This window comes from Brevibacillus sp. FSL L8-0520 (assembly GCF_037963895.1).
Classification (GTDB): Bacteria; Bacillota; Bacilli; order Brevibacillales; family Brevibacillaceae; genus Brevibacillus; species Brevibacillus borstelensis.
On sequence record NZ_CP150171.1, the window covers coordinates 2,869,908 to 2,887,720 of the forward strand.

Sequence of the window (17,813 nt, forward strand, 5' to 3'; positions counted from 1 at the left end):
CACTCACTCCCTTTTCGTGTTGCACCAGTCCACGAGGAACCGGGCAACTGTTTGTGCAAAGACAACCAACTGCTTCGGATCAACGGATTCATTCACAGCATGAGCATGACTCAGCTCACCCGGGCCAAAGATGACGGCTGGTATGCCGGCGTGGGCAAACCATCCTGCATCCGTGACCGAAGGAGACATGTTTACCACCGCCGGGCGTCCCGTTTGCTTTTCAAATGCAGCCTGCAGCTTGAGCAGGGCCGGATGCTCCTTGTCCAGCTCCAATGACGGAAAGATCTCTCCCCGCTCCTCGATCATGGAGCGGCCTCCCCAGCGAAAAACGGGCGGATGATCCCGCAGCCACGGATCAGCGGCGGCGGCTCTGCGGACATGGTCCTCTACTTCCCGTATGATATCCTCATGCGTCTCGTCCGGATAAAAGTGAACGGTAATCCAGAGGGCGCAGCGATCCGCGAGAAAAGCCGCATGGCGTCCGCCTTCGATGACCGCAGGATTGATCGTGCTCATCCCTGGCGGAAAACCGGGGTATGATTTCATCACGGCCCAGTGCCGTTCCAAATCCTGCAGCGAGGCAATCACCTTCATCATTTTCTCAATCGCAGATGCCCCGTGGACTTTACCGCCTGCGTGAATGATCCTGCTGCGCATCCCGTCATGGAGCGTAACCGGGCTTTCAATCGTAATCCAGCCAGTGATCACTCCGCCCTGGCCTTGCATCTGCAGATCGCTTGTGTCTACGACAAGCGCGTAATCGGCCGAGTAGCCGCGCTCAATCGCAGCAAGCGTGCCGGCTTCCCCAGCTTCTTCACCGATCACGGACTGAAAGGCGAGATCGCCCTTCAGCTCTATGCCGTGCTCATGCAGCATCTGGATCGCAAACAGGCTGGCAGCGAGCGCCCCTTTCATATCGGCGACGCCGCGCCCGTACCATCTGCCGTCCCCGCCTTTGGTCAAGGCAAAAGGCGGATACGTCCAGGCGCTGTCGTCTCCGACCTCAGCTACGTCGATATGGCCGTTGATGATCAAGCTTTTGTAGTTTCTAAAGTCCGTTCCCTTCTTTACCCCCACGACGTTGTCATCGCCTGGAAAAACGGTCCAGCGGTCGACCTCGAAGCCGAGCGCTTGCAGCTTCTCTGCCACCAGCGTCTGCGCCTTGTCGCTGTTTCGGGCGGGAGGGCTTACCGTCGGCTGGGCGATCAGCTCGGAGAGAAGCGAAAACAGCTCCTCTCTACGCTCCTCAATCGCTGCTAGTACGTGCTCCACCTACTCGATCATCCCTTCAGTCGGACTGCTCGCCGATGCATACCGTTTTTTCGCGATCCGTCCGGCAAGGAAGCCTTTCCTTCCCGCTTCCACGCCCAGCTTCATCGCCTCCGCCATCAACACCGGATTGTCCGCCAGCGCGACCGCTGTATTGAGCAGGACACCGTCCGCTCCCAGCTCCATCGCCTTAGCACAGTCAGCGGGAGAACCGATGCCGGCGTCAACAATGACCGGTACTTTGGCGTCTTCGATGATGAACCGCAGATTGTTTTCGTTGATGATGCCCTGGCCCGATCCGATCGGAGAAGCTCCCGGCATGACAGCGTGAACGCCGGCCTCCTGCAGATGTTTGGCCAAAATCGGGTCGTCATTCGTATAGGTAAGCACGATAAAGCCTTCCTCTACCAAAATGCGGGAGGCTTCCAGCGTACCGATCGGATCTGGCAGCAGCGTTTTCGGATCGCCGATGACTTCCACCTTGATCATGTCGCACAAGCCGGATGCTTTCGCCAGGCGGGCAATTCGCACAGCCTCCTCAGCCGTATAGGCACCCGCCGTATTCGGAAGCAGCGTAAACTTTTTCAGATCCAATTTCTCCAGAAAATTCGGTTCATGCGGGTTTTCCAGATTTAGGCGGCGAATGGCAAAAGTCAGAATTTCTGCCTCTGATGCTGCCACCGCTTTGTCTTGTATGTCCAGATCAGGGAATTTTCCCGTCCCCAGAAGCAGCCGCGAACGAAATTCATACGGTCCGATTTTCAAAGTGTCCATCTTATTCATCCTCCACCGACAAAATGTACAATTTCAATCCGGTCCCCATCTGCGACCGGTGTCTCTTCATAACGGGTGCGATCCACAATCTCTCCGTTACGCTCCACGATCACGATCTTCTCCTGCAGCTGGTAGGACTGCAGCAGTTCACGGACAGTCGTGATTTCGGCAGCGAGCTCTACATTCTTGCCATTCAACTGTACCAGCATGTTCCCCCTCCTTCTTCGGCGCAGCATGTTCTGGCCGGTCCCAGAAAAAAAACGGCTTCATTTCGCCTGTGTCATGGAGAGAACAGACGGAAGAAGCCGTTTGAATACGGTGCATCAGGGGCAGACAGTAAAAAAACCATCCGCCTCGGATGGTTGTGGTTGTGCTTATCTGCATATGCCTAAATGTCGTTCCAAACCATTTGGAAACAGCATCGGCGTTCACGCTGATGAGCTGATACCTCTTCCTCCGCTGGCATGACCCAGGTCAGGTTCAACGGTCAGTAACGCATTCGTTACAATCTCAGCCGATTTTGCTCGACCCCCGTTTGGTATTGCGCGTGGTTATTCAATTCGATTATTACAGTATCACTCTATTTCGGGTTTGTAAAGCTTTCCTTGTACAGAATCTCCAGTTCGACCAGGCAGCGCTCCGCCCATTTTGACGTTTTGCGCAGCTTTTCCATTTCCCTCTCCAAAGCGGCTTTGAGCGATTCCTTGTAGTCGGGCAAAGTGCCGTTGAATCGGATCACGCTCGCAGCCGGAACCATGATTTTTTCCAGGTAGGAGAGAGCCGGTCTTTGGTGAAACAAGGGAACGTCCACCTCAAGCGGATTGTGCAAATCGCCCTGCGTCGGGTATTTCGTAACGGCCATAATTTTGACCAGCAATTTATCGCCGTGATTTTCTACAACCTCTGTCAGATATTCTCCCGTCTTGTATCCGACCCGGACCAGATCTCCCGGATTCCATGCATTCATCTGACTCTCCTCCTTCGTTTCCATAAGGGCGGTCGCAGCCTGATTGGACAGACTGACTGCGACTGCCACGGGTCATGTTTTACACCTGAAGCAAACCGCGCGCATGATCCAGCACGGTGTCAGCAGCCATCGTCGGAGCCCCTCCGCCCTGGGCCATCGCCGGGTTGCCGCCGCCCTTTCCATCGATCAACGGCAGCGTCTCCTTCAGCAGCTGGTTCATCGGAGCCGCCACCTGTCCGCCCCGGGCAAAAACGAGCTGCAGCTTGTCCGTTGTTGTCGCCAAAAGCGCGATGACATGCTCATCCTGCGAGGTGAGCGTACGGGCAAGCTGCTGCAATTCCTGCATGCTTCTGCCCGTGAAAGAGGCCTGGACGACACGGGCATTCCCCAGCTCGGCTGCTTCTTTCAAATACCTGGCTGCTTCATATGTCAATAGCTCTGTTTCTTTTTGCTGAAGCGAATCCTTCAAGGCCTCTTTTTCAGCCAGCAGACGCTGCAGCATATCGGCGATTTCCGCTTCGCTCGTCGTCATCATCCGGGTGAGGTCCTGCAGCAAGTGCTGCTTGCGCGTGTAGTCCGCGAGTGCCCGCCAGCCGCAGAGAAATTGAATACGTATGTTGCCTCGGTGGCGTTCCCAACCGATGATTTTGATCGGACCGACTTCTCCCGTAGTTTTCGGATGTGTCCCTCCGCACGGATTGTAGTCGTAATCCGGGATGATGACGACCCGGATATTCTCGGATACAGTAGGCTGCTTGGTGAGCGGCAGCTTTTCCAGCTCTTCGGCCGTGACAAAACGAGCGTCGATCGGACGATTTTCCAGTACCACCTGGTTTGCCTGACGCTCCGCTTTTTCAATCAGCTCCGGCGTAAGCTCGCTCAGTGCAACATCAATCGTCACGTGATCGCGTCCGAGGTGGAAGGCTACTGTCTGAGCATCTGCGAGCTTGATGAACGTCGCGGAGAGAATATGCTGTCCCGTATGCTGCTGCATATGGTCAAAACGCCTATCCCAATCGATCCTGCCCGTTACCCGCTGCGTCTTTTCCGGAAGCGGCGCATCGAGGCGATGCCTGATCTCCCCATCGACTTCCTCTACATCCGTGACGGCAACCCCTTCAATGGTTCCCGTATCACAAGGCTGTCCTCCGCCTGTCGGATAAAACGCCGTTTGGTTCAACACTACGTATGCTGTTCCGTCCGCTTCCACGCCGCGCTTGATGACATCTGCCTCAAACGTCTGCAAATCAACATCTTGATAGTACAACCTGTCGTTCATAGGTACCCCTTTCCAATCACCTGCAATAAACAGCCGATCCATCCATTTCCTCCCTGACTGGTTCCCTGTATAATGGGTCCTGGAGGTGTTACACTTGGCTAAAAAATTGTTCACGGTCGAACAGGCGAATCAACTGCTGCCATATGTACGCGAAGAGCTCTCCTTTTTGCAAGAAACGAAGCGCCTCTTTTATCAAACCTACCAAGAACTGCAGCAGGCCAAAAAGCGGCAGCCTCCCGATGAGCAAGAAGTCTTTACGCTGGAATGCCGCCTGGAGTTTATGGAGCTGGAGGCGCAGATGCATATCAACCAGCTCATGGAGAAAGGCATAGAGGTAAAGGACATCGACATCGGGCTGTTCGATTTCCCCGCTGTCATCGACGGAAAAGAAGTTCTCCTCTGCTGGAAGCAGGGAGAGCCAAGCATTGCGTATTATCACGGCATCACAGAAGGGTTTGCCGGTCGCAAACCAATCGAATAGGCTGCTTGCGATTCCCTTTTTTTGCTATTCCCTTACCAGCTTTGCCATTTTTTCCTCACGTTGAATACGCTCTTCGGGCGTCGCCAAATCGTATTTCTTTAAAAGGTGAAACAGCTCGTTCAAGGTTTCCTGAGAAAGCGTCTCCGTCAAAAGCCCGTTCAGCTGCGCGGCCAGTGCCGGCGGCAAAAAAGGCGTTTGCTCGGCCAGCTTGTTGCGGACGTCTTCTGTACTATGATCCAGTCTGCACTCTCCCATGATCTCCCTCCTCGTTCTTTTTGCTTCATCATACCATGTTTGGCGAGCAGAAAAAAAGCGTACAGGCTTACCGGACTGTACGCTTTCCTATGGTTATCGACGCTTTCTGACGCGGAAGTTCTCCTCGATCAGCAGCCAGTTTTGCGGGAAAGGCAGTCCCAGTCTCCAATAGCTGACGCCTCGCAGACCGAGCTCCTTGACCAGGTTGAACTTGGCCTGAATCGAACGGGCATCTTCAAACCAGACGCGATGACGCCTTCCTTGGTCATCTGTGTACTCAAAAAACGGCGCCTGCGCTCTGCTGTCGTATTGGATCGGCACCTGCTCCCGCTGGGCGAGCGCGACAGCAGCTTGCGGACTCAGGGCACGAGCAGTCGTTCCGGGCTCATAAGGCAATGTCCAGTCGTACCCGTAAAGATTTTGCCCCATCATAATTTTGCTGGCAGGCATCTCTGTGATCGCGTATTCGAGCACTCGCCGGACTGGGCCGATCGGCGATACAGCCATCGGAGGACCGCCGCTGTATCCCCATTCATACGTCATGATAACCACGAAGTCAGCAATTTCCCCGATCGCCCGGTAGTCGTGAGCCGCATACCATTTGCCTTGCTGTTCGGCGCTTGTCTTGGGCGCTACCGCGACTGACATCATCAGGCCGTTTCTTCTTGCCCGCTCACGGGCACGGCGGAGAAAACGCGCATATGCCTCTCTGTCGGTTGCGGGCAACGCCTCCATGTCAAAATGGATATCGCCAAACCCGAGGTCAGTGGCAGTTGTGATAATGTTGTCCAACAGGCGATTTTGGACGTTCATATCGTTTAACACCAGGCTTCCCAGCTCGGAGCTGAACTGACCTCTCTCCAGGTTGGTAATCACCATCATGAGGACGACCTCATTTTCCTGGGCGATCTGACGCAAATCACCCAGAGGGGGCGGTGTCAAAGTGCCGTCCCGATTTATCCTGAAGCTGAAGGGCGCCAGATACGTCAAATGGGGGGCAGCTGTCCGTATATCTGCCTCCAGGGCCGGAGTCACCGTTCTTCTCGGCTCTGCATAGGCGTTAAAATCGGCCGCTCGCCGAGGCCGCGGAGGGATGTACAAGCGGAGCCCCACTTGTATCGGGCGGTACAGGGAAATCCGGTTTATACGCGCCAGTTGGGCTGCACTGATTCCAAAACGCTGCCCGATCGTATACAGTGTATCCCCCGGCCGTACCCAGTAGTAACTGCCCACAATGGGGATGACCAGCGCCTGTCCGACGACCAGCCGATCCGGCTCGGGTATTTGATTGGCACTGGCAATGGCTTGCGCAGTCGAATCATACCTCTCCGCGATCGCATTCAAGGTTTGTCCCCGCTCTACTACATGGATCTGCATGCTTCTCCTCCTTCACGTTTTGTCTCTCTCTTTCATGTATTCAACGTGAAGGAAATAGGTGTATGTCTAGAAGAACCTTTTCAGGGTCCGATATAAAAAATCGACAGATTGAAAGGCGAAATGCTTCTCAACAATACGTCCGTGGCGAAAAATGAGGAGCCCCGGGACACTGGCAATCTCCCACTTTTGCGCAAACTGGGGCCCGGTATTTATGTTAAAGCGATAGATCAGCAATCCGGGAATCGTCTGCTCGACAATTTCAAGCATTTTCTCCCCCAGCTTGCACGTTCCGCAAAAAGGGGTGTAGATGAAAACCACTGCCGGATTGCCCATGCCGGGGTCTTCCAAATCCGCGATGTCGTTTACTGCCAGCTCTTGCATATGCTCTTCCCCGTTTTCTTCATTCGGTGGTAGTACCATCCTAGAATTTGGGCGAGAGCGATGTCAAGTGCGGAGAATGGAGTCCAGGGGACCGAACCGCTCAAAACTTCCCTTGAATCCGGAAAATGATTTCGGCAAAAAGCATGGCGAACAGAAATGTTCCTGTGTACACCACGAGGGAGATGACGACGATTCGCCAGCTCAGCCGCATCTATCCGCCGCTTAGCTTCGGGGAAGCCAAAAAAGCGGTCCGGTATTTGCAGAACCGGAACCGCCATGGAGTCGTTCGCTATGGGGATTTGGGCGTAAACCAGCTGCTGATTCACCAGTCGCCGGAGGACCAGGAAGCTTTTGTCCGCAGTGTCTTTCAACCATTGTGGGAGAAAAAGGAAAAATATAGTGATCTTGAGAAAACCTTGCTCGTCTATGTCCATTGCGGGCAGTCCGCCCATCTCACGGCCAAGCAGCTCCATATCCATATCAATACGCTGTATCAGCGGCTGAGAAAAATTGAAGAGCTGCTTGCCATTGATCTCAAGCAGCCCGAAGATAAACTAAAGATTCAGCTTGCCTGTCATCTGCGGTCGGAGTAGAAGCTTCCCACCAGTTAGGACAGCCTCAGCAGCAGCCACTCCAGCAAGATGCGCGAGACTCCTGCCACAAATACGGACTGGCCCATTCCACTGAGTAATCCGGTGACCACTCGCAGAACATTGTTGCTCTCCCGCCACTTCCAATACTGTGTACAGCCGTCGATCAGCATTGGCACCTGCAGCAGGACGCCTGCGAACCAAGGAATTGTCAAAGGAAGGAGCAATAACAGCGGCAATGCTGAATACCCAGTCAATATGGCGCTGCAGCGGGCACATAGCGGAAGCCGCTTCCCTCTGACAACCAGCGACCGGGAAGGCATCCGATGGCATGGAATAAAGGACAGGGATCTGATCCTGGCGAACAACCCTTCCTTCATGGCGTCCCCGCTCCGCAGCCGCAGTCCGGCAAACAGTCACAATCCGGTATGGAGCCCGCCCCGCAGTCGACAAAGCCGCAATCCCAGGACGAACACTTTTTGCGTTTGGCCGGATAGGCCACCAGCAGAAAAACGATCAGTCCAATCCCGGCAACGATGAAAACGACTCCCCACGCGACAACATGATTTACGAGCAGCCCGACACCCGTAATCAGGCAGATTAAGGCGGCCATTACTCCTATAAAAAACAACCCGACCCCTCCTTGCTGCACCCATTTTATCACAAAGGAGGGAAAACCACCCACATCTCCAGACGGTTCTTTTATCGGTCATTGGCGGTCGTTGGCAGTCGTAACTTCCGCGGCGCTATTTTAAGAAAAACAAAGGCCCTGCCATACCACGACAGGGCCAACATTCACTTATTTCAGCGAAAACACTTTTGCGATCTGCGGCAGTGTTTCGATCGCCGCTGCTACTTCCGAGGAGATCTCTTCATCGGTTATGGAAACGAGCAGAGCATTTTTCCCCTTTTGTTCCCGTGAGACGTTCAGCTTCGAGATGTTGATTTGATTATCGGCCAAAATCCGCGAAACGTCGTAGATGACTCCCGGGTAGTCGATATGGTACACCAGCAGGCCGTGGGAGCCGGGAGGTATCCGGCAGGGACAATAATTGATCTCGCTGATGTACACCTCTCGCCAATCTTGGGCAATCGTATACTTATTGGCGCCCATTCGGATAATCGCCAGGTGATTTGCGTATTCCCCAGAGCTTGTCTGGACAGCAGCCGAGCCTCCCAATCCTTCTGTGAGGGCCCCCGCGATCTCGTCCCTGTTTTCGTGGGACAAAATGGAGATAGACGCATTCTCCGTCTCTGCTTCCAGTCTGCGTATCAGGCGGGCTAATTCAAGCAAGTCTTCTCTGTTCGACATGGTCCTTATCACGTCCTACTCTCATCATTACTCAGGAAAAATCCACTCTTCTTTCTCTTTTATTATAGAGGATTGATTGTCGGAGCGGTACCATGCCGTTTGGGTCTTCCCCTCTATTTCAAAATCAATTTTGTAAATGGTATTCCCCTTGCCGCTCTCCGTAAAAGGACTTTCATCCTTGGGAACGACCGTAATGTGCTGCACCTTTCCGCCTTTTGCCTCGATGACATCATTGATGACAGCGACATGCTCCTTGCCCAGGGAGTACATGCCGAAATAGGCGAGCAAGGCCAGCAAAACTGCTCCTCCCAAAAAAATCAAGATCATGACTTTTGATTTCTTTGTCGCTTCCACGTCCGATTCCCCAATCCCTCAATTATTTCCCTGTGTCCAGCGGAGTGACCTTGTCGATTGTCCCTCCACCCAAACATTCTTCTCCGTTGTAAAAGACCACAGCTTGTCCGGGAGTAACCGCTTTTTGCGGCTTGTCAAACACAACTTCTACTGTATGATCATCGCGGATGTGCACCGTAACCTGCTGATCAGGCTGTCTGTAACGGAATTTTGCCGTACAGGTGAATGTCGAGATCGGCTTCCGATCGCTGATCCAGTTCACATCCGTAGAAACAAGACTGGTCGAGAACATTCTCGGATGGTCTGCCCCTTCTGCAACGATCAGCACATTCCGCTCCAAATCTTTATCCACCACAAACCACGGTTCTCCTGTCTTGCCATGGCCGCCGCCAATCCCAAGACCTTGCCGTTGTCCGAGGGTATAGTACATCAACCCGTCATGGCGCCCGACAACATCGCCGTCAACCGATTCGATATTGCCTGGCTTTGCCGGCAGGTAGTTTTGCAGAAATTCCCGGAAGTTGCGCTCGCCGATAAAGCAGATACCGGTGCTGTCTTTTTTCTTTGCTGTCGCAAGGCCAGCCTTCACGGCGATTTCCCGAACCTCGGGCTTGCTCATATGGCCGATCGGAAACATCGTTTTGGAAAGCTGCTTCTGATTGAGCGCATTGAGAAAGTACGTCTGGTCTTTATTGGTGTCCTTTCCGCGGATCAGCTTGTATTCGCCGTCCTGGAATTTGACCTGGGCGTAATGCCCGGTCGCAATGTAATCTGCCCCCAAGTCCATAACCTTGGTCAACAGCTCGCCGAATTTGATTTCCCTGTTGCACATGACATCCGGATTGGGTGTCCGCCCGCGGCGGTATTCATCGAGAAAATACTGGAAGACTTTTTCCATATACTCTTTTTCGAAATTGACCGTATAGTACGGAATTCCGATCTGGTCGCAAACGCGTCGCACGTCCTGAAAGTCTTCTTCCGCTGTGCAGTGGCCGAATTCATCGGTATCGTCCCAGTTTTTCATGAAGATGCCGATCACATCATACCCCTGTTGCTTTAACAGGTATGCTGTCACGGAAGAATCGACCCCTCCAGACATGCCGACGACGACACGTGTATCTTCTGGTCTTTTCATGGTCGTTCTCCTCACTGTGAATTTGTTCCTCTACAGATTATCATGTTTCACAAAACAATTCATGTATTCTTGCGCGAAAACGCCTGCCGAAGTGTCCGGCAGGCGCAAGTTTTTTATTCCATTTGCGAAGCCTCGTCTTTTATTTCGGAGCGGAAGTCTTCAATGCTCTCTTCCCTGCGTTCGTTTTTTTGCTGCAGGTTCGCTTTTTCCTCCGCGGAAATCTCATCGCCGTGCGCGTTGAGATAATCGCGTGTCTCGCGCATGTTCTCCATGCTGTTTTGAATCATTTCTTGCAGCTTTTCAACATTATCCGAGCGGTTGTCTGGTTTGGCCATGCGGCACACTCCTTTGCAGGTATGATTCCATGTCCTTACCATTTTGCGCCCGGACGGGACACTTTATGTACAGATACATGTGTCCCTTTCCATGCAGTCTCCTGACTATTCAGCGGGCCTCGGTCCAGCGTCCATGCCGGATTCCGAAACAGTCATCAACGGCTTCACCGCAGCATCTGCCGAAACACTTATCCAACCACCCCCGCTACTCCCCAGTTCCCGTCTGTCCTTTTCATCTCGCGAATTTCCAGGATCGCGTCCTTGTTCAGAGGACCGTATATATGCGGATACAACAGGCCATCCTTCGCTTGTTCATACTTGACCGGCGAGGCAATCTTTTGCTCCTGTATGACCAATACGTACAGCTCATCCGTAAAATCCTTGTAGACGCGATTGGCGACTTTGCCCAGGAGCTCCTCTCCCTTGGTCGCATGGATGAAGCCTTCCTGCTCATAATCCCGTGGGAGGTATGTCTCCCTTCCCTCCCATGTTTCCCAATAGGACTTAGGCACTAGACAATAGATGATATCCACTTACACATTCCCCTTTTCTGTTTGCACTATGGTCAGTTATCTCGACGTTTCTCTCTGGGAACCTTCTGTATACGCAAGCACCAGAAGGCACCCCGTTGGCTTTCAGCCCCGAAGCGCCTTGTCAATATGACGAATTGCCTTTAAATAGGCCATCTCATCGAGCTTTTTTTGGTCATGTCGCCATTGAATATAATTTCGCAATGAATGTAAATCAACCCATGCATCCCTTGCCTGCGGGTTGTTTCCGGGAACTTCTCCCGTTATTTCTCCTTCCCGCACCAGCTTGGCCATCTCGGTCGGATGCATCCCGATTTTATACGCGATATGATACAGAGCGGTTTTCATTGAGCCTCCCAGTGTATGCATTTGGCGTTCCTGTTTTTCTCGTATCTATTCTGCCAATCTTTTTTCTGCTTGCCAAGGCACCTGTTTGTTTTACTACTTTTCACACTTCCCATTTGAGTGCTTCGTATGATCTACTATTGGAAACAGAGGAAAAACTTTCTACAATACTTATATTCGCTGATTTGCTCGAAAGCATGCAAGCAGCCTATCTAACAGATTCGCTTGGGGGAAAATCCATCATGTCCGATCTCTTGTCCTATACGATTCAAGGCGAGCCCTTTATGCTGTTTTCGGTCTCCCACCTTGTTGCACTTGCTCTATTCGTGCTTTCCGTACTTGCTCTCTATTTGCTTCGCGATCGATTGCGGACATCTGATACAGAAAAACGGGTCCGGTATTCTCTGGCAGGGCTGCTGCTCTTCACCGAAGTAACCTTTCAGCTGTGGCACGTCTATACAGGGAGTTGGTCTGCCGCTTATACGCTGCCTTTGCAGCTCTGCAGCATTTCCTTGTTGTTTTCCATCGCGATGCTGATGTTCCGGAGCTACCGGATTTATGAGTTCACCTATTTCCTCGGTCTCGGAGGAGCCCTTCAGGCGATGCTGACGCCTGAGCTGTTCTACCCGTTTCCACATTTTCGTTTTTTTCACTTTTTTCTGGCTCACGCAGCCATCATACTTGCTTGCCTGTACATGACGTGGGTGGCGGATTATCGTCCCACCATTCGCTCTTATTGGAAGGCTCTCGGTGTTTTGAATCTCCTTTTGCCCATCGTACTGCTTGCTAACAGCGTGACCGGAGGCAATTACATGTTCGTCTCGCAAAAGCCTGCCAATCCGAGCCTCCTGGATTACCTCGGTCCCTATCCCTGGTATATCCTTTCGCTTGAAGGTGTGGCTGCCTTGCTCTTTTTTCTGCTTTACCTGCCGTTTTATGCTCAGAGCAAAAGGGACCGGAAGCCGTCGCAGTCAGGGGTTTCTGTGTAGTCCCTTTTTTTTGTGTCATCTGCATTGTCCCTGCTGTTCTTGGTAAAGGTTCGCCAGACGCTTCGGCGCGGTCCGCAGGTAGCCTTCTTGGATCAAGCCTTCTATTTCCTCCCAGTCTGGAGTGGTAGACCCGCTTACCGATACCCATCCGTGCTGCCCGATATACGGTGTCTTGGTGTAGCCGCCCTTATGCAGCAGCAGCTCCTGTGTGTGAGGAGTTGTCTTGAGCGAAAAAGTAGTCTCTAGCCCGCGCTCAGCGATCATGACAAAAGGCTTGTCCCCCACACGGAAGGTTGTATGTCCAAAGGAGTCTACTTTTTCCTGCACCTCGGGAAATTGCGTGCAAATCGTTCGTAGACGCTCCAAAAGCGCAAGTCCCGCTGGCGTTTCCACCTGTTTATGCTTGTCCATGCCATCTTCTTCTCCTTTCACGAGTACGCTTTTTTTGGTTCATTCGACAACCGCCAACGAGGGGCTACCATGTCCGATCCTGTTTTGTGGTAAAATGAACCACAAGGAGGTGTTTTCATTTGAAGAATGAAAAACGACCAGCCGATTATCCTCCTCAACGGGAAAATGAGCCCTTCAACAGCGTTGTCGACCACTACCGAAACATTGTCGGAACACCTTCGAAACCTATCGACATGGAAAGCATGCCGAAGCCGCTTAAATGGTTTGGCTATATTGTCTTTGGCATTCTCTTGACAGGCAGCCTGCTTCTCCTCATCGCCTTTCTGATTACGTGAGACTCCCATGAAAGGAAAACGATCAAAAGCGCTTCGATCATCTTGACTCGCCTCTGCCCCCAGCCTTGACCGTTTAACAAGATGAGCTTAGCCTACAGGTTTTGGGGAGAATCTTCAATCACCTTTCAATTCCCTTCTTGTGTATGACACTCAGTTTTTCAGGAAGCCTTGATGTACTGCATACAAAACAAGCACTATCCGTCCGACGATTCCACAGATTTCCGAAATGGGCAAACTGCGATTTTGCGAAGTTTGGAGCAGTCTTTTCTATGAATCGTAGAGGTCCAAAAGATTGCTGTCAACGGGCTTTTAGAACGGAGGTATGAGAAGTGATTGGGAAGCTCTTTCTGGGGGCCTTGCTATTGGTTTGGACATTTGCGGAATTTTTCTTTACGCCATGTGCATCGAAGAAAAGAGAACGCTTGTTGTTTTTCCTCGTCCTGTTGGCGATCAGCGGGGGGATATACTTCCTGTTCTTGTAGGTACTCAATTGTTTGAAGAATCGTTCGTCCGCTACCGAAAACGGCGCACGGAAAAACATGATTTCAAATACGAAAACCTGCTTCTTTGAATCGACAGCAGCTATCCAACTCCGCTTTTATACCGGAATCCGGTAATCAAACGAAACATGGGATCAGGTGATGAACTGTGGCCTCCAACTGGAAGGATACCATCTCTTACGCTAGCTACGGGGAAGGAAAACCGCTTGTCGTCTTGCATGCTCTCGGAACAGACCACCGGGCCATGCAGGCATGGATGGAGCCCCTTTTTGCCAATCGGCCAGGCTGGCAGCGCATCTATATCGATCTGCCGGCGCACGGACACAGCCATGTAAAAGAATGGGTAACGACCTCAGAGGATATTCTCCATGTCATTCTGGGCTTTTTGGACGACTTCATACCCGAGAAGCGTTTTACCCTGGCAGGCAAGTCCTACGGCGGTTATATCGCCCAAGGCATTTATGCAAAAAGAAAAGAGCTTCTGGACGGTTTTTTCCTCCTCGCACCCGCTCTTCACTTACAGAAACGCACCCTGCCTGACAAGACAATTCTACGACAAGATGAGGAGATGCTCCATGATCTCCATCCGGATATACGAACAGCATTCGAAACGCTGATGGTTGTCCAAACCAGGGAGAATCTCACTCGATTCCTGGAAGAGGTGCAGCCGGGCCGTCTGCTGGCAGACCGAGACTTTCTCACATCCGAATGGCGTACCAAAGGCTATTTTTTCTCACTTGATCCCATAGACAGCACGAGTCTCTTCACCGCTCCTACCTTGTTTCTTCTCGGACGGCAGGATGCCATTTGCGGCTACAGCGATCATTGGTCAATGCTCGAACATTTTCCGCATGCCACTTTTTCGATTCTTGACAGCGTTGGTCATATGCTGGAGATTGAAAAGCGGCAATTGGTTCAAACGCTTTGCGGCGACTGGCTTGATCGTGTAGAGCATTTCGTTCAAAAAAACTCGCTTGGTTGATTTCTTGTATTTCCCCCATCATTCTGATAATGGAGTGATCGAAGTGAAATACTGCATGCATTGCGAGAAGACTGATGGTAAATCGGGGAGGGGCACGTTCGTGTGCATAGACGCACTTCCCCCTCCCGCCACTTTACTCATCCTCAGATGACTCCACATGCTGCCGGATAAACGCCTCCGCTGATTCATCCAACATGTACTCCCTCTTCGGGTCTTCATTTACATCGGAATCAACTTCCTGCTCGGTAATATATGGAGTATCCATGTTTTGCTTGGTGATCAACAGATTGATTTGCGGCTGTTGGTCATTACGTTCATCCTTGGGCATTCCCATTCTCCTCTTCTATGTAGGTTCCGAAGCGCTGGGCTTCGCCCGATTGCAAACGATCGCACTCTGTTACTATGTGCCGCCTCTGGTCAAAATATCCGGGGTTCTGTTGCCAATGCCGGCATGTTCCAACTATCATGAACAGAGTATCACCTCGTTTACCCATTTCTTGAAAGCTGAGGGATTCTAGTGAATATGCTGGAGCTGAGACAATACTGTCTCGACAAAAAAGGAGCAGCAGAGGATTTTCCGTTTGGTGAGGATATACACGTCATGAAGGTCGGGGGGAAAATGTTTGCCTTGCTTGCAACTGGAGAAAACGGACTGCAGATAAGCTTGAAGTGCGAACCGGATCTTGCAGAGACTTTGCGTTTCCAGTATCACGCAATCAAACCGGGATACCATCTCAATAAACGTCACTGGAATACAGTCGAAGTGGATGGCACCGTCCCGGAGCAAGAACTGTTGAGCCAAATTGACCTTTCCTATCATTTGGTTTTCAAAGGTCTTCCGAAAGCGAAGCAGCAGCTGATCCACTCGTAAGAACGGACAAGCATTGCAGTCATGATGTACGGCCTTTTCTTTTCATCATATCTGCTCTGTTACATAAACCAGAAATAACCGCAATGATTCACTTGACAATGAAACATTTCCCTCTCTTTCCCCCGCCCGCAGGCGATAAGCCGATGGATTTCAGCCTGTTTCCCCTGCCTTCAGGTCACCTGTCTATCCACAATTACGTGAACGAGAATATACAGGTATGGTAATCCAAGAAAAAATGGAGAGGATGAAGTTCATGTATTCTTATCCTTGGCGAGGGTCAGGTCAAAGTTCTCAATGGTCACCACAAAGTCCGCAATGGTCCTCACAGAGCCCGTATTGGTCAGCACAAAGTCCACAATGGCCAACTCAACGGGATCAATATCGTCCCCCATCCAGACGCAGATATTGCCCCGATCACTGTCGTTGGTGTCCACCTGAATGCTGCCGCCGTCGTCGAGACAGAGATAGAAGATACTGAGCCTCTTCAACAATCCGGCCAAATAGTCGTGCAAGATCGCTTTCATACTCGTGAATCGTTTTTACGTTAGCTACTACATTTTCATTTGGAGCCACCCAACCGGGATTGGCTCTTTTTTTACGAAAAAAAGAACTTGACCCGTCTATCCTCGGCAAATATTTGAAAGCTTTTCGTCTATACGGGCTGTCTCATCCAGACATAGTATATGTCAGCGCTGCCCACATTGTTTGTAGGGAGGGAAACTAAACAGATTGAGACAAGAACGATCGAAAAAAAATGGCTTCCCAAAAAGAACAGCGACAAAGATCAATTCGCCGCAGAAAGATAAGGGCAGGACATCGCAGAAAAAAGTGGTCAAATCGCTTCGGGTTCGTTCCATCCGGTCTGGAGCTGTCAAAAAGTCGAGCAGAAACGGAAACGTCATCATCGCTGTAACTGACAAAACGGGTGAAGCGCCCATCAAAGAAATGCCCGCACCCATTCTCAAGAAACGCCGGAGAGTCTATGCATCAGGCAAACACGTGCTGACAAGCAATGCCCGTATCCGTACACGCCAGAAACAGCCGCAATACCGCAGAGCTATTGTTGTTTTGGATAGGTTAGCAAAAAGAGATATTCGTCAAGGGTTCCAAAACATTGTGGACGCGCTCAAGGCGATCGCAGCCAGTCACACATCCGGATATGCTCCACATGAGATCCAGGCCGGTTTGTCCCAGCGGCGGCCGGGAGTATCTCACGTCCAAAACGATATTCGCGTCATAGAGGGTACCTCCATCGCACGCCCTTCGGCTGTAAAAGCCGCTCTCGACATTCTGGTCCAGAATGAAAAAGGAACCAACATCGCGGTATTCGGCACTATGCAGGGAAAATACACACGAAAAGAATATGCACGGATCGGCCGATATGTGGCAATGAAGAAAGTGGATTACCTCTACACGCTCGGTCCGTACGCCAGGTGCATCTCCCGGGCAGCCACTCGCTCCGGTTTTCCCCAAAAACGCGCACGCCACTTTACAAGCAGGATAAAGCTGCACCGCGCTTTAAAAAAGAGGCTCTTGCCCGGCACGACCATTCTCGTAATAGGTTCAAACAAAGCAAAAATAAGCAGGACTTGTGCCTATTTGCGCAGATTGGCCAAAAGCAAAGCAAACGTGTCGGTTGAAGTGCGGCCAAAGAAAAGAAAGATCGCCATGCGAAGCGACAATGATCTTCTAAAGGAAAAAGATCGTGTAAGGGAGGATTCTCTACTGGAAGAAGACTTTGAACAGGAAACAGCAGGATCGGAGGTTGAATCAGCGTTCGAAATGGACTCACAGGTTGAAGAAGGTGACGACCATTCACAATTTGAACCGGATGAGGAGCAGGATACTGAACCTGAAAAGACGGATGAGGTTGAGGATGATGCCGGAGACGGTGACCACGTCGAGGACGATGACAATAACCATTCGATAACCTACGACAGGCGTAAACGAGCGGTCCATAAGAAGAATCAACCGGTTGCAACGAACGACTTGTCAACTGATGGGCTTCTCGTCACAAATGACCTCACGGCGAGCACTGAATCGTATTTTGGCTCTCTTCCGGAAGGATTTGATGCTCGGTCAGAAGATTTTGCTTCTATCCCGGAAGGCATTGATGCTCGGTCAGAAGATTTTGCTTCTATCCCGGAAGGCATTGATGCTCAGTCGGAAGATTCTCTCGCGGAAGGCGTTGATGCTCAGTCGGAAGATTCTCTCGCGGAAGACATCGATTCTGTCCCGGATGATTTTCCTCTGACGGCCCAATCCGTTGATCCAGATGATGCTTTATAACAGGGGCACGGCCTACTCTCCTGCGGCTAAAATTGCTCTTCTTGGTGCAAGA

The 17,813-nt window shown here is 51.5% G+C and carries 27 protein-coding genes and 1 riboswitch; of the genes, 8 read left to right on the forward strand and 19 right to left on the reverse strand.

Going from position 1 to position 17,813, the window contains the following annotated elements:
• Nucleotides 1-3: 3 nt before the first annotated feature.
• From NSQ24_RS14265 to NSQ24_RS14285, 5 genes are all read right to left on the reverse strand, one after another.
• A complete protein-coding gene (locus NSQ24_RS14265) occupies nt 4-1,272 on the reverse strand; it encodes an acetylornithine deacetylase (protein ID WP_171506365.1) in 1,269 nt (422 codons plus the stop codon).
• Nucleotides 1,273-2,043 carry a thiazole synthase gene (locus NSQ24_RS14270; protein WP_024983633.1) on the reverse strand — a complete coding sequence of 257 codons (771 nt, stop codon included), beginning with the start codon at nt 2,041-2,043 and terminating at the stop codon, nt 1,273-1,275.
• A 5-nt stretch (nt 2,044-2,048) separates the two neighbouring features.
• Nucleotides 2,049-2,252 (reverse strand): sulfur carrier protein ThiS, encoded by a 204-nt coding sequence (thiS, locus tag NSQ24_RS14275; RefSeq protein ID WP_003390495.1) that lies wholly within the window; start codon nt 2,250-2,252, stop codon nt 2,049-2,051.
• Nucleotides 2,253-2,477: 225 nt separating this feature from the next.
• A riboswitch (TPP riboswitch) is annotated at nt 2,478-2,588 on the reverse strand.
• A gap of 35 nt (nt 2,589-2,623) precedes the next feature.
• A complete protein-coding gene (locus tag NSQ24_RS14280; protein ID WP_003390497.1) occupies nt 2,624-3,010 on the reverse strand; it encodes a kinase-associated lipoprotein B in 387 nt (128 codons plus the stop codon).
• Between the two features lie 79 nt (nt 3,011-3,089).
• Nucleotides 3,090-4,331: a serine-tRNA(Ala) deacylase AlaX gene (locus NSQ24_RS14285; protein WP_024983634.1), complete on the reverse strand. Its 1,242-nt coding sequence runs from the start codon at nt 4,329-4,331 to the stop codon at nt 3,090-3,092.
• 52 nt (nt 4,332-4,383) lie between these two features.
• On the opposite strand from NSQ24_RS14285, the gene NSQ24_RS14290 reads away from it, so the two are divergent.
• Nucleotides 4,384-4,770, forward strand: coding sequence for a DUF2203 domain-containing protein (locus NSQ24_RS14290; protein ID WP_003390500.1), 387 nt, complete (start codon nt 4,384-4,386; stop codon nt 4,768-4,770).
• Nucleotides 4,771-4,794: 24 nt separating this feature from the next.
• Here NSQ24_RS14290 and NSQ24_RS14295 read toward each other — a convergent pair whose 3' ends face one another.
• From NSQ24_RS14295 to NSQ24_RS14305, 3 genes are all read right to left on the reverse strand, one after another.
• On the reverse strand, nt 4,795-5,025 hold the full coding sequence (locus tag NSQ24_RS14295; protein ID WP_003390501.1) for a hypothetical protein: 231 nt from the start codon (nt 5,023-5,025) through the stop codon (nt 4,795-4,797).
• Nucleotides 5,026-5,118: 93 nt separating this feature from the next.
• Nucleotides 5,119-6,402, reverse strand: a complete 1,284-nt coding sequence (locus NSQ24_RS14300) for a glycoside hydrolase family 18 protein (protein ID WP_031933061.1) — start codon at nt 6,400-6,402, stop codon at nt 5,119-5,121.
• Nucleotides 6,403-6,468: 66 nt separating this feature from the next.
• Nucleotides 6,469-6,783 carry a thioredoxin family protein gene (locus NSQ24_RS14305; RefSeq protein WP_031933060.1) on the reverse strand — a complete coding sequence of 105 codons (315 nt, stop codon included), beginning with the start codon at nt 6,781-6,783 and terminating at the stop codon, nt 6,469-6,471.
• Between the two features lie 143 nt (nt 6,784-6,926).
• Between NSQ24_RS14305 and NSQ24_RS14310 the strand changes: the two genes are divergently transcribed.
• Nucleotides 6,927-7,376 (forward strand): helix-turn-helix domain-containing protein, encoded by a 450-nt coding sequence (locus NSQ24_RS14310; RefSeq protein WP_339166066.1) that lies wholly within the window; start codon nt 6,927-6,929, stop codon nt 7,374-7,376.
• Between the two features lie 14 nt (nt 7,377-7,390).
• On the opposite strand, the gene NSQ24_RS14315 is transcribed toward NSQ24_RS14310, so the two are convergent.
• From NSQ24_RS14315 to NSQ24_RS14350, 8 genes are all read right to left on the reverse strand, one after another.
• Nucleotides 7,391-7,753 carry a DUF2085 domain-containing protein gene (locus tag NSQ24_RS14315; protein ID WP_003390505.1) on the reverse strand — a complete coding sequence of 121 codons (363 nt, stop codon included), beginning with the start codon at nt 7,751-7,753 and terminating at the stop codon, nt 7,391-7,393.
• On the reverse strand, nt 7,750-8,004 hold the full coding sequence (locus NSQ24_RS14320) for a hypothetical protein (protein ID WP_003390507.1): 255 nt from the start codon (nt 8,002-8,004) through the stop codon (nt 7,750-7,752). The genes NSQ24_RS14315 and NSQ24_RS14320 overlap by 4 nt, the downstream gene beginning before the upstream one ends.
• Before the next feature lie 168 nt (nt 8,005-8,172).
• Nucleotides 8,173-8,685, reverse strand: a complete 513-nt coding sequence (locus NSQ24_RS14325) for an ACT domain-containing protein (protein WP_339166067.1) — start codon at nt 8,683-8,685, stop codon at nt 8,173-8,175.
• A gap of 27 nt (nt 8,686-8,712) precedes the next feature.
• Entirely contained in the window at nt 8,713-9,039 is a 327-nt protein-coding gene (locus tag NSQ24_RS14330) for a hypothetical protein (RefSeq protein WP_003390509.1), read from the reverse strand.
• Between the two features lie 22 nt (nt 9,040-9,061).
• Entirely contained in the window at nt 9,062-10,174 is a 1,113-nt protein-coding gene (gene mnmA / locus NSQ24_RS14335) for a tRNA 2-thiouridine(34) synthase MnmA (RefSeq protein WP_003390510.1), read from the reverse strand.
• A 113-nt stretch (nt 10,175-10,287) separates the two neighbouring features.
• Nucleotides 10,288-10,509, reverse strand: a complete 222-nt coding sequence (tlp, locus tag NSQ24_RS14340) for a small acid-soluble spore protein Tlp (RefSeq protein WP_003390511.1) — start codon at nt 10,507-10,509, stop codon at nt 10,288-10,290.
• A gap of 188 nt (nt 10,510-10,697) precedes the next feature.
• Nucleotides 10,698-11,042: a DUF952 domain-containing protein gene (locus NSQ24_RS14345; protein WP_031933058.1), complete on the reverse strand. Its 345-nt coding sequence runs from the start codon at nt 11,040-11,042 to the stop codon at nt 10,698-10,700.
• A gap of 102 nt (nt 11,043-11,144) precedes the next feature.
• Entirely contained in the window at nt 11,145-11,387 is a 243-nt protein-coding gene (locus NSQ24_RS14350) for a hypothetical protein (RefSeq protein WP_339166070.1), read from the reverse strand.
• A gap of 239 nt (nt 11,388-11,626) precedes the next feature.
• Between NSQ24_RS14350 and NSQ24_RS14355 the strand changes: the two genes are divergently transcribed.
• Complete coding sequence (locus tag NSQ24_RS14355; protein WP_327956626.1) at nt 11,627-12,373, forward strand: TIGR02206 family membrane protein; 747 nt, start codon at nt 11,627-11,629, stop codon at nt 12,371-12,373.
• Between the two features lie 15 nt (nt 12,374-12,388).
• On the opposite strand, the gene NSQ24_RS14360 is transcribed toward NSQ24_RS14355, so the two are convergent.
• Nucleotides 12,389-12,784 (reverse strand): MmcQ/YjbR family DNA-binding protein, encoded by a 396-nt coding sequence (locus tag NSQ24_RS14360; RefSeq protein WP_339166072.1) that lies wholly within the window; start codon nt 12,782-12,784, stop codon nt 12,389-12,391.
• Nucleotides 12,785-12,903: 119 nt separating this feature from the next.
• Here NSQ24_RS14360 and NSQ24_RS14365 point away from each other — a divergent pair, with 119 nt between their 5' ends.
• The 3 genes from NSQ24_RS14365 (at nt 12,904) to NSQ24_RS14375 (ending at nt 14,601) form a co-directional block, all read left to right on the forward strand.
• Entirely contained in the window at nt 12,904-13,119 is a 216-nt protein-coding gene (locus NSQ24_RS14365) for a hypothetical protein (RefSeq protein ID WP_003390517.1), read from the forward strand.
• A 322-nt stretch (nt 13,120-13,441) separates the two neighbouring features.
• Nucleotides 13,442-13,690 carry a hypothetical protein gene (locus NSQ24_RS14370; protein ID WP_035979385.1) on the forward strand — a complete coding sequence of 83 codons (249 nt, stop codon included), beginning with the start codon at nt 13,442-13,444 and terminating at the stop codon, nt 13,688-13,690.
• Between the two features lie 77 nt (nt 13,691-13,767).
• Nucleotides 13,768-14,601 (forward strand): alpha/beta hydrolase, encoded by an 834-nt coding sequence (locus tag NSQ24_RS14375; RefSeq protein WP_003390519.1) that lies wholly within the window; start codon nt 13,768-13,770, stop codon nt 14,599-14,601.
• A 133-nt stretch (nt 14,602-14,734) separates the two neighbouring features.
• Here NSQ24_RS14375 and NSQ24_RS14380 read toward each other — a convergent pair whose 3' ends face one another.
• Nucleotides 14,735-14,929, reverse strand: a complete 195-nt coding sequence (locus NSQ24_RS14380) for a hypothetical protein (protein WP_003390520.1) — start codon at nt 14,927-14,929, stop codon at nt 14,735-14,737.
• Nucleotides 14,930-15,124: 195 nt separating this feature from the next.
• On the opposite strand from NSQ24_RS14380, the gene NSQ24_RS14385 reads away from it, so the two are divergent.
• Nucleotides 15,125-15,472 carry an MmcQ/YjbR family DNA-binding protein gene (locus NSQ24_RS14385; protein ID WP_339166076.1) on the forward strand — a complete coding sequence of 116 codons (348 nt, stop codon included), beginning with the start codon at nt 15,125-15,127 and terminating at the stop codon, nt 15,470-15,472.
• Between the two features lie 251 nt (nt 15,473-15,723).
• On the opposite strand, the gene NSQ24_RS14390 is transcribed toward NSQ24_RS14385, so the two are convergent.
• The gene (locus NSQ24_RS14390) at nt 15,724-15,996 is read right to left on the reverse strand and encodes a hypothetical protein (protein ID WP_003390522.1); all 273 of its coding nucleotides are present in this window, start codon (nt 15,994-15,996) and stop codon (nt 15,724-15,726) included.
• Between the two features lie 865 nt (nt 15,997-16,861).
• Between NSQ24_RS14390 and NSQ24_RS14395 the strand changes: the two genes are divergently transcribed.
• On the forward strand, nt 16,862-17,761 hold the full coding sequence (locus NSQ24_RS14395) for a hypothetical protein (RefSeq protein WP_339166078.1): 900 nt from the start codon (nt 16,862-16,864) through the stop codon (nt 17,759-17,761).
• Nucleotides 17,762-17,813 lie beyond the last annotated feature (52 nt).

Bases quoted from the DNA above. Each gene is read 5' to 3' on its own strand.
- NSQ24_RS14270 (WP_024983633.1), bottom strand. From the start codon at position 2,043: ATGGACACTTTGAAAATCGGACCGTATGAATTTCGTTCGCGGCTGCTT.
- thiS (WP_003390495.1), bottom strand. From the start codon at position 2,252: ATGCTGGTACAGTTGAATGGCAAGAATGTAGAGCTCGCTGCCGAAATC.
- NSQ24_RS14280 (WP_003390497.1), bottom strand. From the start codon at position 3,010: ATGAATGCATGGAATCCGGGAGATCTGGTCCGGGTCGGATACAAGACG.
- NSQ24_RS14285 (WP_024983634.1), bottom strand. From the start codon at position 4,331: ATGGATCGGCTGTTTATTGCAGGTGATTGGAAAGGGGTACCTATGAAC.
- NSQ24_RS14295 (WP_003390501.1), bottom strand. From the start codon at position 5,025: ATGGGAGAGTGCAGACTGGATCATAGTACAGAAGACGTCCGCAACAAG.
- NSQ24_RS14300 (WP_031933061.1), bottom strand. From the start codon at position 6,402: ATGCAGATCCATGTAGTAGAGCGGGGACAAACCTTGAATGCGATCGCG.
- NSQ24_RS14305 (WP_031933060.1), bottom strand. From the start codon at position 6,783: ATGCAAGAGCTGGCAGTAAACGACATCGCGGATTTGGAAGACCCCGGC.
- NSQ24_RS14310 (WP_339166066.1), top strand. From the start codon at position 6,927: ATGGCGAACAGAAATGTTCCTGTGTACACCACGAGGGAGATGACGACG.
- NSQ24_RS14315 (WP_003390505.1), bottom strand. From the start codon at position 7,753: ATGAAGGAAGGGTTGTTCGCCAGGATCAGATCCCTGTCCTTTATTCCA.
- NSQ24_RS14325 (WP_339166067.1), bottom strand. From the start codon at position 8,685: ATGTCGAACAGAGAAGACTTGCTTGAATTAGCCCGCCTGATACGCAGA.
- mnmA (WP_003390510.1), bottom strand. From the start codon at position 10,174: ATGAAAAGACCAGAAGATACACGTGTCGTCGTCGGCATGTCTGGAGGG.
- tlp (WP_003390511.1), bottom strand. From the start codon at position 10,509: ATGGCCAAACCAGACAACCGCTCGGATAATGTTGAAAAGCTGCAAGAA.
- NSQ24_RS14350 (WP_339166070.1), bottom strand. From the start codon at position 11,387: ATGAAAACCGCTCTGTATCATATCGCGTATAAAATCGGGATGCATCCG.
- NSQ24_RS14355 (WP_327956626.1), top strand. From the start codon at position 11,627: ATGTCCGATCTCTTGTCCTATACGATTCAAGGCGAGCCCTTTATGCTG.
- NSQ24_RS14360 (WP_339166072.1), bottom strand. From the start codon at position 12,784: ATGGACAAGCATAAACAGGTGGAAACGCCAGCGGGACTTGCGCTTTTG.
- NSQ24_RS14370 (WP_035979385.1), top strand. From the start codon at position 13,442: ATGAGAAGTGATTGGGAAGCTCTTTCTGGGGGCCTTGCTATTGGTTTG.
- NSQ24_RS14380 (WP_003390520.1), bottom strand. From the start codon at position 14,929: ATGCCCAAGGATGAACGTAATGACCAACAGCCGCAAATCAATCTGTTG.
- NSQ24_RS14385 (WP_339166076.1), top strand. From the start codon at position 15,125: ATGCTGGAGCTGAGACAATACTGTCTCGACAAAAAAGGAGCAGCAGAG.
- NSQ24_RS14390 (WP_003390522.1), bottom strand. From the start codon at position 15,996: ATGAAAGCGATCTTGCACGACTATTTGGCCGGATTGTTGAAGAGGCTC.
- NSQ24_RS14395 (WP_339166078.1), top strand. From the start codon at position 16,862: ATGAAGAAAGTGGATTACCTCTACACGCTCGGTCCGTACGCCAGGTGC.